Source organism: Halorientalis brevis (genome assembly GCF_042678165.1).
GTDB lineage: Archaea > Halobacteriota > Halobacteria > Halobacteriales > Haloarculaceae > Halorientalis > Halorientalis brevis.
The window spans coordinates 59,824-72,295 of sequence record NZ_JBHUDJ010000014.1 but is presented as its reverse complement, the minus strand read 5'-3'; the positions used below and the strand labels follow the sequence as shown (position 1 = coordinate 72,295).

Here is a 12,472-nt window from a genome sequence, read left to right as displayed (position 1 = left end):
CGTTTAGATGTCGACCCACTCGGCTTCCGGCGAGTGTTCCTTGATGAACTGTTTGCGCGGCCCCACTGCGTCTCCCATCAGCACCGAGAACATCTTGTCCGCCGCGGCGGCGTCCTCGATGGTGATCTGCTTCAGATGGCGGTTCTCGGGGTTCATCGTCGTCTCCCAGAGTTGCTCGGGGTTCATCTCGCCGAGCCCCTTGAACCGCTGGACCTGGGTCGGGTTCCCGTCGCATTTCTCGGCGACGATCTGTTCGCGCTCCTGCTCGGTCATCGCGTCGTACGTATTGCCGCGATAGCGGATGCGGTACAGCGGCGGTTGCGTCGCGTACACGTAGCCCGCCTCGATGAGCGGCTTCATGTGGCGGTAGAACAGGGTCAGGAGGAGCGTCCGGATGTGCGCCCCGTCGACGTCGGCGTCGGTCATGATGAGGATGCGTTCGTACCGCGCGTCCTCGATGTCGAACTCGTCGCCGATGCCCGTCCCGATCGCCGTGATCATGCTGCGGATCTCGTCGTTCTCCAGAATCCGGTCGAGGCGGTGTCGCTCGACGTTCAGGATCTTCCCGCCCAGCGGGAGGATCGCCTGGAACTCCGGATTGCGGCCCTGTTTCGCGCTGCCGCCTGCGGAGTCACCCTCAACGATGAACAGCTCCGACTCGGTCGGGTCTTTGGTCTGACAGTCGGCGAGTTTGCCGGGGAGCGCCGTCGATTCCAGCGCGTTCTTCCGTCGGGTGAGCTCTTCGGCCTTCTTGGCTGCTTTGCGGGCCTTTGCGGCCTCGACGGCCTTCGAGATGATCGCCTTGGCCACGTCGGGGTGCTCCTCGAAGTGCGTCGCCAACTTCTCGTGGACGGCGCTCTCGACGATCCCCCGAACTTCGCTGTTCCCGAGTTTCGTCTTCGTCTGGCCCTCGAACTGCGGATCGGGGTGTTTGACCGAGATGACGGCCGTTAGTCCCTCGCGGATGTCGTCGCCCTTGAGGTTCGAGTCGAGGTCGCCGAGCATGCCGTGCTCGTTCGCGTAGTCGTTGATCACCCTGGTGAGGGAGGTCTTGAACCCGGTGAGGTGGCTCCCGCCCTCGCGGGTGTTGATGTTGTTGGCGAACGCGTGGATCGAGCCCTGAAGTTCGTCGGTGGCCTGCATCGCCACCTCCAGGTGGACGGTCCCCTCGTCGATGTCGCCCTCGTCCTCGAAGTAGATGACGTCTTCGTGAAGGGGGTTTTTCGTCTCGTTCAGGTACTCGACGAACTCGCGAATGCCGCCCTCGTAGAGGAAAGTCGCCTCCTCGCCGTCGCGCTCGTCGCGGAGCGTGATCTCGACGCCGGAGTTGAGGAAGGCCAGTTCGCGAAGCCGACTTTCGAGCGTCGAGAACTCGAACTCGTCGGTCTCGAAGATCTCGTCGTCTGGCCAAAAGCGGATGGTCGTCCCGGTCTCCTCGTCGGGTTCCATCTCGCGCGCCTCGCGAAGGTCGTACTCGGGTTCGCCGTGGTCGTAGCGCTGCTCCCAGACCGTCCCGTCGCGCTTGACCTCTGCTTCGAGCCACTTCGAGAGGCCGTTGACGACCGACACGCCGACGCCGTGGAGACCACCAGAGACCTGGTAGGACTTGTTGTCGAACTTCCCACCGGCGTGGAGGATCGTCATGATGACTTCCAGTGCCGGTTTGTCGTGTTCCTCGTGGGTGTCGACGGGAATCCCTCGTCCGTCGTCGCTGACGCTCACCGAGTTGTCCTCGTGGATCGTGACCTCGATCGAATCACAGTATCCAGCGAGCGCTTCGTCGATGGAGTTGTCAACGACTTCGTAGACGAGATGATGGAGTCCGCGAGAGTCAGTCGAGCCGATGTACATCGCAGGCCGCTTTCGGACGGCCTCCAGCCCTTCTAAGACCTGTATCTGCCTGGCTCCGTATTCAGGCTCCTTAGACATGAAATCTATAGCGTCGTAGGGTACGGGGCTTGATAAAACTCCCGCACGCTCGCGCGCGCGAGCCGTGCTTTGGTACTGTTTAGCACACTCTCGGCCACTCTCCGGTCGAGTTTCACTTTCACCCCGGCAGCGTACAACATTTAACCCCTCCGGGGGTACAAACAGCCAGAAGATGACCTCGTACCAATCGACGCTCGCCGAGGGAGAGGGGATCGCCGAGGAGTTGGCAGAGTCTCAGCGGTCCATCTCCATCGCCGAGTTCTTCGAGAAGAACCGCCAGATGCTCGGGTTCGACTCGGGCGCCCGGGCGCTGGTGACGGCCGTCAAGGAAGCCGTAGACAACGCACTGGACGCCTGCGAAGAGTCCGGTATTCTCCCCGATATCTACGTCGAAATTCAGGAAGCCGGCGACTACTACCGGCTCATCGTCGAGGACAACGGGCCCGGCATCACCAAAGAGCAGATCCCCAAGATCTTCGGGAAACTGCTCTACGGGTCTCGCTTCCACGCCAGAGAACAGAGCCGCGGGCAGCAGGGGATCGGGATCTCCGCTGCCGTCCTCTACTCGCAACTGACCAGCGGGAAACCTGCGAAGGTCACCAGCCGGACCCAGCGCGGTGCAGACGCCAAGTACTTCGAACTCACCATCGACACGGACAGCAACGAACCCGAGATCGAAGTCGAAGACACCACGTCGTGGGACCGCCCGCACGGGACGCGCATCGAAGTCGAGATGGAGGCGAACATGCGCGCTCGCCAGCAGCTCCACGACTACGTCAAGCACACGGCGGTCGTCAACCCGCACGCGCGCCTCGAACTGCGCGAGCCCAAGGAACACATGAAATACGAGCGGGCGACCGACCAGCTCCCGGCCGAAACCGAGGAGATTCGCCCGCACCCACACGGCGTCGAACTGGGGACCCTCCAGAAGATGCTCGACGCCACTGATTCTTACTCCGCGTCGGGGTTCCTCCAGGAAGAGTTCACTCGCGTCGGCGGGAAGACGTCGGCGTCGATCATCGACAACTTCCGCGACCATCACTTCGGTCGCGAGATGGCCTGGAACGCCCCGCGCGAGCATGAGGACGGTGATGTTGCTCCCGCCGTCGAGGACGCCGTCGCCAACAAAGGGCAGGAGGCCACCAGCGAGTTCGCCCAGTCGATCGCCGACGCAGTCCAGGAGCGCGAACTCATCGCGCACCACCAACTGGTCGAGGTCGTCGCCAACTTCGCAGAGACCGTCGGCGAGGACCACGACACGACGTTCGGCGACACGGTCCAGGAGAACGCCGTCGAAGCGGCCTGGGCCGAGATCACGGCCGAGCGAACGGCCGACGTGTATCAGCTCGTCGACCGAGCGACGACAGACCGGAAGGACGACGCCCACGTACAGGGGCTCGCCGAGCGCATCGCCGCGAAGTTCGAGAACCGCGACGACGACGTCCGCGACCGGGTGACGCGCAAACAACTCGAACAGTACGTCGACAAATCAGCCGACGACACCGAGGAGTACGACGACGCGACGTTCGGGGAGAAGGCGCGCGGAAAGGTCACCGACGCGCTCTGGGAGCGGATGCGGACCGTCCCCGACGACGTCCCCAAGATCAAGGAGATCGCCGAGGATCGGGACATGGCGAGCGAACTCCACGAGGCGATGCGCGCGGCCGACATCATCGCGCCGCCGACCGACTGTCTCTCGCCGATCACCGACGACCTCGTCTTGGAAGGGCTCAAGAAGGTGTTCGACGCGGACTTCTACTCGTCGACGACGCGCGACGCGTCGGTCCACGGCGGCGATCCGTTCATCGTCGAAGCCGGGATCGCCTACGGCGGCGAACTCGAAGAAGGCGGCAAGACGGACGTGATGCGATTCGCGAACCGGGTCCCGCTCGTCTACCAGCGCGGCGCCTGTGCCATCACCGACGTGGTCAAGACGATCAACTGGCGCAACTACAAACTCGACCAGCCCGGCGGCAGCGGGATTCCGAACGGGCCGGCCGTCATCATGGTTCACGTCGCGTCGACGAACGTGCCCTTCACCAGCGAGTCCAAGGACGCGGTGGCGAACGTTCCCGAAATCGAAGACGAGATCGAGCGGGCGATCCGCGACTCGGCACGCGACCTGAAGTCCTACCTCAAGAAGCGGCGGTCGATGGAGAAGCGCCGGCGCAAGCAGGACAAACTCGCGACGATCCTCCCGGCGATGGCCGAGAAGCTGGAGGGCGTGACCGGCAAGGGCGAGTTGAACATCGACGACACGCTGGCTCGCATCATGAACAACGTCCTCGTCGAGCGGGAACGCGCCGACGACGTGGTGCGACTGGTCATCGAGAACAACGACTCCACGAACGCGAGCCTGGAGATCACCGACATCGTCACGGAAGATCCGGGCGAGATCGAGGGCGCCGAGGTCGTCGAGATGGACGGCGAGTGGTTCGTGAAGTGGTCGCCGACGGTGAAAGCCGGTGAAGAAGCGACCATCGAGTACAACGTCAACGGCGAGGCCACGTTCGACATCCAGGTCGAGGGAATCGAGGACGAGAAACTGACGATCGACGCATAACAATGAGTACGGATTCACCACAAGCGGAAGGCGACGCCCGCGAGCGACTGATCGATCTCGCGGCACAGTTCTACGACCAGTTCGACCACGGCGACGTCCCGACGATGTCGATCCCGACGCGGACGAAGAGCAACATCGTCTTCGACGACGAGAAGGGCGTCTGGGTGTACGGCGACCGTCACAGTACTCGGAGTGCAAAGACCGTAAGCGGTGCCCAGAAGCTGTTGAAGGCGATCTATACGATCGACTTCCTCGCCCAGCAGCTCGACGAAGACCGTTCGTCCACCCTGCGTGAGCTGTACTACCTGAGCGAGTCCTTCGACGAGAAAGACGCCCAGTTCAACTCCCAGGACGAGTCCAACCAGCTCATCGAGGACCTGGAAATCGTCTCGGAGGTGCGCCGCGAGGAGTTCCACATGCGACCGGAGGAATCCGGCGCGACTATCATGGGGCCGCTCCGGATCCGCGAGCAGACCCGGCGGGGCGAACGCGAGATCCACTGTCAGGAGGACGTCGGGGAGGGCGGATACCAGATTCCGAACAACCCGGACACCATCGAGTTCCTCGACAACGACGCGGACTTCGTCCTGTGCGTGGAGACCGGTGGTATGCGCGACCGACTCGTCGAGAACGGGTTCGACGAGGAGTACAACGCCATCATCGTTCACCTGAAAGGCCAGCCGGCGCGCGCCACTCGCCGGATCACGAAGCGGCTCCACGACGAACTGGGCCTGCCGGTGACTGTCTTCACTGACGGCGACCCGTGGTCGTACCGCATCTTCGGGTCGGTCGCGTACGGCTCGATCAAATCCGCACACCTCTCGGAGTACCTCGCGACCCCGGAAGCACAGTACATCGGCATCCAGCCGGAGGACATCGTCGACTACGACCTGCCGACGGACCCGCTCAGCGATTCGGACGTCAACGCCCTGGAGTCCGAACTCGAAGACCCGCGCTTTACCTCCGACTACTGGAAAGAGCAGATCGAACTCCAGCTCGACATCGAGAAGAAGGCAGAACAGCAGTCGCTCGCAGCACGCGGCCTGGACTTCGTGACGGACACCTACCTCCCCGAGCGACTCGACGAGATGGGCGTCATCTGATCGGGCTCTGAGCGTCACCTGTTCTGCAGTACGTTACTCCGGCAACGAGAACTGGCGGTAGTGCCCGGGAGCAGAGAGTTGCTTCTGACTTTTATCCCCCTTCGGATCGACTTGAGAGTATGGCACATACGCCAGAGCATCCGCGGACGTACGTCTGCACCGACTGCCAGGTCGTCCACGCCGGAACGGTGACGGGACGCGAGGCCGGAGACCATCACTACGAGGCACCCGCCGAGTGTGGGGCCTGTGGCAGCAACGAGTTCGTCGAGGCCGACAACTGGCCGCACCACCGAGAATAGATCGCCGACCAACGAGAACGCAGGTCGGTTACGACTCGTCCAGTTCGACGTGGACGCCTCGCTGTTCGAGGTCAGCAGCGAAGGCCGCTGCATCGACCGCGATCTCGTCGAAGGTGTCGTAGTGGATCGGAACGACGAGGTCCGGGTCGAGGTTTTCGGCGAGGTCGGCAGCCTCGTGGCGATCCATCGTGAACGTCCCGCCGATCGGCGGGAGGAAAACCGAGACGTCGAGTTCGGCGTGGCCCTCGAGGACGTCGGTGTCGCCGGGCCAGCAGACCCGCTCACCGTCGACGTGGACGATGAAACCACAGCCTCGCCCTTTCGGGTGGTACGGCTCACCGTTTTCGTCCACGTGCGGACCGTCTGGCTGGTTGTACGCGGCCAGCGTCCGGAGGATGATCCCTGCCTCGACGGTGTCGGTCTCGTCGTCGACGCGTTTGACCTCGAAGGGGAGGTCGCGGACCGGAGTGACGTCCCTGTCCGTCTCGCTGTGGTGGACGGCTTCGTGGACGACGACGGTCGCGTCGTCGTTCGCGACCCGCTCGATGCCGTCCGGATCGTAGTGGTGGACGTGACTGACGCATACGAGGTCGCCGTCCCGTGTGTCGTAGTCGTCGAGCACGCCGTACCGTCCGGGATCGAAGTAGACGACCGTTCCGTCCGACGATTCGATCCGAACTGTCGCCAACCCGGACCACTCGATGGAGAGTGTCCCGTGGTCTACGGTCATGGACGACAGTAGGTCGAGACCACGAAAAACCGCTGTCGATCCAGTCGCACGCACAATTCCGATTTCGAGGGGTCGTCCCGGCGGGATGTTGTCCCTCACCGACGCGGAGTCTGACCTACTGGTCCTCGACGAGGCGCTCGACGCGGGCTTTCGTATCGGCGTCTTCGGGGTTCTTGTCGTCGCGCACGCCGAGGAATCGCGGGAACCGGAGCGCCCAGCCCGATTCGTACGTCGGCGACGCCTGAATCTCCTCGTATCCGACCTCGAACACCACGGCGGGATCGATCTCGACGTCTTTGCCGTCTTCGGTCAGCACGTGTGGTTCCAGCAAGTCGGTCAACTCCGCGAGTTCCTCGTCGGTGATGCCCGTGGCGACTTTGCCGATCGGCTCGAACTCCTCGCCCGCGCGAACCGAGAGCATGAACGTTCCGAGGAACTCCGCGCGCCGTCCTTCGCCCCACTCCGCGCCAGTGACGACCAGGTCGAGCGTCTCGACGTCCGGCTTGCGCTTGAGCCAGTTCTGCCCGCGCCGCCCGGGCGAGTACGTCGACTCGGGGTTCTTGAGCATGATTCCTTCGTGCCCCGCGTCGAGGGCCTGGGATTCGACCTCGGCGATCTCGTCGGGGTCGTCGGTGATCCACAGTCCCGCGACGCCGTCGTCCAGGACCTCGACCAATCGCTCGTGGCGAGCCGGCAGTGCGACGTCCAGCAGGTCGTCGCCGTCGGCGTGGAGGCAGTCGAACGCTTCCAGTTCGACCGCGACTTCCTCGCGCGCCTTCGCGACGTCGTGTTTCCGGCGGAAGCGACGGAGAATCTCCTGGAACGGGAGCGGGTCACCCTCGTCGTCGACCGCGACGACCTCGCCGTCGAGGATCGCCGGGGCGGTCAGGTTGGCCTCGACGAACTCGACGACTTCCGGCAGCGCGTCGGTCACGTCCTCCATGTTCCGGGAGAACAGCGACACGTCGTCGCCGTCGTAGTGCACCTGGATTCGCGCGCCGTCGAACTTCCAGGAGACCGCGGCTTCGTCCCACGCCTCGAGCGCATCGGTGACGGTCCCGGCCTGAGCGAGCATCGCCTGCACGGGTCGTCCGGTCTCCAGGTAGAGCGAATCCAGCCCGTCCTCGCCCTCGTCGCGGGCGACTTCAGCAACGAGGCCGTAGTCGTTCGAGACCTGAAGGGCACGCTCGACGGACGCGACCGGGACGTCGAAGGCGTCGCCGATCGCGTCCCTGACCGTTCCCTCGCCGACGCCGATGCGCATCTCCGAGAGGACGAGTCTGGCGAGATACCTGGCCTCGTCGGGATCGGCTCTGTTGAACAGTCCGAAGAGGATGTCGAGTTTCGTGTCCTGACTGCCGCTGCCTTCGACGGCTGCGAGCGTTCGCAACTCCTCGTCGACTTCGCTGACCGTCAGGCCGTCCGCCCCGCCGCCGGTGAACGCGCCAAGTCCCTGCTGGCCACCGAACTCGTAACTCGCAGCGACCTCGCCGATCTCGCCGACCTCGGCCAGTCGGTCCTCGACGTCGTCTGCCGAGACGTTCTTGCCGGCGGCGCGGGCGATGGCTTCGTAACAGAGCCGCGGGCCGATGTCGAGCGTCGTCGAGTCGTGGGCTGGGAACACACGCCCCTGAAGGAATCGGGCGATCGTCGCGAGGTCGTCGTCGGCTCGTTCGAACAACTCCGTGACCAGGGCGACGATCTCCAAGTCCGCAGGCTCGGCTTCGATTTCCCCGGCGTGGTCGGCGAACGCGGCAAACTCCATCGACCGTCCGTAGCCACGTCCCGGAGTTAAATCGCCCGGAGCCGTCCGAGCGCATCAGGTATAAGTCAGGTCAGCGAGTCGAACGGACATGGCACCACCGGTCACGGCGGGGATGCTCGTCGTGTTCGCGCTCGTCGTCGCAACCATCGTACTGTTCGTGACCGAAGTGGTTTCGCCGGACACGACGGCACTCGCGGTCATCGTCGCGTTGGCCGTCCTGGAACCCTGGACGCAGATGACTCCGACGGCGGCTATCTCGGGGTTGGCCAACCCGGCGACGGTGACGATCCTGGCCATGTTCGTTCTCAGTGCGGGCGTTCAGGAGACCGGACTCGTGCAGGTGCTCGGGGCGAAAGTCGCTCGGGTCACTCGCGGTGACCCCGACAGCGTGCTCGGCGCGACCGTCGGGCTCACGGGACCGATCGCCGGCTTCGTCAACAACACGCCCGTCGTCGCTGTGTTCATTCCGATGATCACGGATCTCGCCGACGAAAGCTACGTCTCGCCGTCGAAGTTGCTGATGCCGCTGTCCTACGCGGCGATGCTTGGGGGCACGCTCACGCTCGTCGGGACGTCCACGAACCTCGTCGCCAGCGACCTCTCGCGAGAGCTGCTCGACCACCCGTTCTCGATGTTCGAGTTCACGCATCTCGGTGCCGTCGTCCTCTCGTTCGGGGTCATCTACCTCGTGACGGTCGGTCAGTGGCTCCTGCCCGAGCGGATTCACCCGGCGGACCTCATAGAGGAGTTCGGCCTCGGCGATCACGTCACGCGCGTGTACGTCAGAGGGTCCTCGCCGCTAGTCGGCCTGCCCGTCGCGGCGGCGATGGCCGAACGCGACGTCCCGGTCGACGTCGTCCAGATCGTCCGTGGGGACGAGACGTTCCTGGCGGCCGGCAGTGAACGCGAAATCCGTGCTGGTGACGTCTTGACCGTCCGCGGCTCGCGGGAGCAACTCGACGCGTTCGTCGCTGCCGACTCGCTCCGGCGCCTGCCCGCAGCGGGCGTCACCGAGCAGGAACTCTCACAGCAATCCGGCGGTGGCACGGTCGTCGAAGCCGTGCTTCCCGCGAGTTCACCCCTCGTGGGGGAATCAGTCGGGAGCGCGAAACTCAGAGCAGTGTACGGTGCGACCGTGCTGGCGATCAGGCAGGGAAGTGACGTTCACCGTGAGGACCTGACCACAGTGTCACTTGCGGAGGGCGACGCCCTCCTGATCCACGCCAGCACGTCCGCGATCCAGGCCCTCGAAGAGACGGGGGTAATTCTGGTCTCAGAATCGGCCGTTGGGTATCAGTCGCACCTCGACGAACCGCCGATGCTGGACCGCTCGGAGGCGGGGTTAGCGGTCGGGATCGTCGGTGCAGTGATCGCCGTCGCAGCGCTCGGCCTCTCTCCCATCGTCATCGCCGCGCTCGGCGGGGTCGTCGCGATGCTGGTGACTGACCTCCTCGACCCGGCGGACGCCTACGACGCGGTCAGCTGGGACGTCATCTTCCTGTTGGCGGGCGTGATCCCGCTCGGCATCGCCTTACAGGAGACCGGCGGGGCCGCGCTCCTGGCGTCGCTCATCGTGGAACAGGCAGACCTGCTGCCGCCGCTGGCTGTACTGGCGTTGTTCTACGTGCTCACGGGCTTGCTTGCTAACGTCATCACCCCGGTCGCGAGCGTGGTACTGCTGTTGCCGATCGCTGTCAGTACGGCCACGCGGATCGGTGCGGAGCCGTTCGCCTTCGTTCTGGGCGTCACCTTCGCCGCTTCGACGGCGTTCATGACCCCGGTTGGCTATCAGACCAACCTCATGGTGTACAGTCCCGGCGGCTACCGATTTACCGACTACGTCCGGGTCGGCGCCCCGCTCCAGTTGCTCCTGTCCGTCGTCACACCGGTGTTCATCTGGCTGTTCTGGGGTCTCTGAGAACGACGTACAACGGGTCGTCGAACCCGTAGCGGTTATCGGTTTTTACGTCCGCTGCGGTGACAGCGTAGCGCAGAGAAGAGCGGAGACTTAGGCGGAGTTAGGGGATGCGTCCTCGTAGGCGTCGGCCAGTCGTGCGACCATTCGGTGAATCGGGAGTGTGACTCCGAACTGACGCATGACGAGCGCCACCGGGAGCATCACGATGCCCAGCATCAGGGTAAGCTGGTACGCTGCGAACAACGCACTTCGGTACAGGCGGTTTTCCATTGTCCTCGCCGGTGATGGGGTGATTGGGTTATATAAACCTTCCCGTATTGTAGGTTTTATAACGTTCTTTCATCGGGTTCTATAGCGCCCCCGTCCTGCGGTTCAACCTCAGTTGTCTCGTGCACAACCGGGACGGGGTAGCAGGTGGAAAATTCGGTAACGGCCAGATAATCTCCGTGGGTAGAAGCCATAAGTTATGAGCATTATTGGAGTCTCGTGCGCATCGAATCCGCCGGTGAGAGGCCGTCTCGGAGAGAATCCTTCTTCGAACAGCGGTCGGAGTCAAATCATAAAGCACGAGAGGGAGTAGGACACAGAGAAAGACATGAACTATCTGGTAGCGATGGAAGCCGCGTGGTTGGTCCGTGACGTCGAAGACATCGACGACGCAATCGGCGTCGCCGTCAGCGAGGCCGGAAAGCGTCTCAACGACAAGGACATGGACTACGTCGAGGTGGAAGTCGGTGCGACTGGTTGCCCCGCGTGCGGAGAGCCGTTCGATTCCGCTTTCATCGCCGCTGACACGGCACTCGTCGGACTCGTGCTGGAGATGAAGGTGTTCAACGCTGAGAACAAGGAACACGCCCAGCGGATCGCGAAAAGCGAAATCGGCGGTGCGCTCCGGGACGTGCCGCTCAAAGTCGTCGAGACCGTCGAGTTCGCCGAGGAAGAGGCCGAAGCAGACGCTTAATCACTCCCCGGACTCGACTGGGGAAGTTTTTTACATTACCACTGGTTATCCGGCGGTATGGAACTGCCGACGCCAGCGGATCTGCGGGAACGCCGCAACGAGCTCGACCTCACGCAGAGCGAGCTCGCCGAGCAGGCTGACGTGTCACAGCCACTTATCGCGCGCATCGAGGGCGGTGACGTCGATCCGCGGCTCTCGACGCTCCGGCGGATCGTGAACGCGCTGGAAGAAGCCGAAGGCGGGATTCTCCGCGCAGAAGACCTGATGCACAGCCCTGTCTACGGGATCGAGCCCGACGACAGCATCAAGTTCGCTATCGAGACGATGAACCAGGAAGGGTACTCGCAGTTGCCAGTCATTCGTGACGAGTACCCGGTCGGCATCGTCAGTCTCAGTGACGTCCGCCACGTGGACGACGAAGACCCCGGGGAACTCCCTATTGCGGACGTGATGCGTGAGAGCATCACGACGGTGACGCGGGAGACGACCGTCGACGAGGTCGACACTCACCTCGACCATCACGACGCCGTCATCGTCATCGAGAACGGTGAGATGATCGGGATCATCACCGACGCGGACATCGCTGCGCACATGTCGTAGCGCATCTCGTCGACCTCCTTCGGTTTCTTCGCAGAAAAGAGAACGTCGTCGGTCCGGCGTCGATCAGTCGTCGCTCGGAACGCGCAGCTGGTGGGAAGCGCCGTCGTCCTCGGCGAGTGCACGCGTTCTGCGCATCTCCACGTCGTCCAGGTAGTTCTGAACGGAGACCGTCTCACCGGCGGACTGGTGCGGGGCCATCCCGACCAGTTCGGCCCCTTCGTATTCCGCGACCGTGATCTCGGGAAGCGTGATGACGGTCTGCTCGTCGCCGGTGATCGAAGAGGACTGCTCTTTCCGATCGAAGAACGGCTGAACGGAGACGTTCTCGGCGAGCGCCCACTGCTGGAACCCTGCCACCTGTGATCGGACCCCCCGACCAGTCGCGGTCTCCGCCAGCGCCGAATCGACGGACACGGCGTCACCCCAGACGTGGACGTCGTAGCCGTCGATCAGCCCCTCGGATTCCATGCGATCGAGTTGGCTGACGAGCGCGCGTTGGCGCTCCAGACCGGTCGTCGGCGCCAGCGAGCGAACGAAGATGTCGAGCGTCGCGTCTTGCTCCCCTTTCATAAGTACCCGTATATTCCCGGTTCTTGTACTTAAG

11 protein-coding genes are annotated in these 12,472 nt (G+C 63.6%); 6 read left to right on the top strand and 5 right to left on the bottom strand.

Features of this window, described 5'->3' with window-relative positions; translation table 11 throughout:
- Nucleotides 1-3 precede the first annotated feature (3 nt).
- Nucleotides 4-1,929 carry a DNA topoisomerase (ATP-hydrolyzing) subunit B gene (gene gyrB / locus ACFR9U_RS16710; RefSeq protein ID WP_247378263.1) on the bottom strand — a complete coding sequence of 642 codons (1,926 nt, stop codon included), beginning with the start codon at nt 1,927-1,929 and terminating at the stop codon, nt 4-6.
- 172 nt (nt 1,930-2,101) lie between these two features.
- On the opposite strand from gyrB, the gene ACFR9U_RS16705 reads away from it, so the two are divergent.
- From ACFR9U_RS16705 to ACFR9U_RS16695, 3 genes are all read left to right on the top strand, one after another.
- On the top strand, nt 2,102-4,492 hold the full coding sequence (locus ACFR9U_RS16705) for a DNA topoisomerase VI subunit B (protein ID WP_247378261.1): 2,391 nt from the start codon (nt 2,102-2,104) through the stop codon (nt 4,490-4,492).
- Between the two features lie 2 nt (nt 4,493-4,494).
- The gene (locus tag ACFR9U_RS16700) at nt 4,495-5,595 is read left to right on the top strand and encodes a DNA topoisomerase IV subunit A (protein ID WP_247378259.1); all 1,101 of its coding nucleotides are present in this window, start codon (nt 4,495-4,497) and stop codon (nt 5,593-5,595) included.
- A gap of 119 nt (nt 5,596-5,714) precedes the next feature.
- Nucleotides 5,715-5,894 (top strand): hypothetical protein, encoded by a 180-nt coding sequence (locus tag ACFR9U_RS16695; RefSeq protein WP_247378257.1) that lies wholly within the window; start codon nt 5,715-5,717, stop codon nt 5,892-5,894.
- A 28-nt stretch (nt 5,895-5,922) separates the two neighbouring features.
- Here ACFR9U_RS16695 and ACFR9U_RS16690 read toward each other — a convergent pair whose 3' ends face one another.
- Together ACFR9U_RS16690 and ligA are read right to left on the bottom strand one after the other, a co-directional pair.
- On the bottom strand, nt 5,923-6,624 hold the full coding sequence (locus ACFR9U_RS16690) for an MBL fold metallo-hydrolase (RefSeq protein WP_247378254.1): 702 nt from the start codon (nt 6,622-6,624) through the stop codon (nt 5,923-5,925).
- Nucleotides 6,625-6,739: 115 nt separating this feature from the next.
- Nucleotides 6,740-8,389 carry an ATP-dependent DNA ligase LigA gene (gene ligA, locus ACFR9U_RS16685; protein WP_247378252.1) on the bottom strand — a complete coding sequence of 550 codons (1,650 nt, stop codon included), beginning with the start codon at nt 8,387-8,389 and terminating at the stop codon, nt 6,740-6,742.
- 88 nt (nt 8,390-8,477) lie between these two features.
- On the opposite strand from ligA, the gene ACFR9U_RS16680 reads away from it, so the two are divergent.
- Nucleotides 8,478-10,307 carry an SLC13 family permease gene (locus ACFR9U_RS16680; protein WP_247378250.1) on the top strand — a complete coding sequence of 610 codons (1,830 nt, stop codon included), beginning with the start codon at nt 8,478-8,480 and terminating at the stop codon, nt 10,305-10,307.
- A 90-nt stretch (nt 10,308-10,397) separates the two neighbouring features.
- On the opposite strand, the gene ACFR9U_RS16675 is transcribed toward ACFR9U_RS16680, so the two are convergent.
- A complete protein-coding gene (locus ACFR9U_RS16675) occupies nt 10,398-10,577 on the bottom strand; it encodes a hypothetical protein (RefSeq protein WP_247378247.1) in 180 nt (59 codons plus the stop codon).
- Nucleotides 10,578-10,902: 325 nt separating this feature from the next.
- Between ACFR9U_RS16675 and ACFR9U_RS16670 the strand changes: the two genes are divergently transcribed.
- Together ACFR9U_RS16670 and ACFR9U_RS16665 are read left to right on the top strand one after the other, a co-directional pair.
- Nucleotides 10,903-11,268 (top strand): DUF555 domain-containing protein, encoded by a 366-nt coding sequence (locus tag ACFR9U_RS16670; RefSeq protein WP_247378245.1) that lies wholly within the window; start codon nt 10,903-10,905, stop codon nt 11,266-11,268.
- 57 nt (nt 11,269-11,325) lie between these two features.
- Complete coding sequence (locus ACFR9U_RS16665) at nt 11,326-11,868, top strand: CBS domain-containing protein (RefSeq protein WP_247378243.1); 543 nt, start codon at nt 11,326-11,328, stop codon at nt 11,866-11,868.
- 63 nt (nt 11,869-11,931) lie between these two features.
- Here ACFR9U_RS16665 and ACFR9U_RS16660 read toward each other — a convergent pair whose 3' ends face one another.
- The gene (locus tag ACFR9U_RS16660; protein WP_247378240.1) at nt 11,932-12,438 is read right to left on the bottom strand and encodes an HTH domain-containing protein; all 507 of its coding nucleotides are present in this window, start codon (nt 12,436-12,438) and stop codon (nt 11,932-11,934) included.
- Nucleotides 12,439-12,472 lie beyond the last annotated feature (34 nt).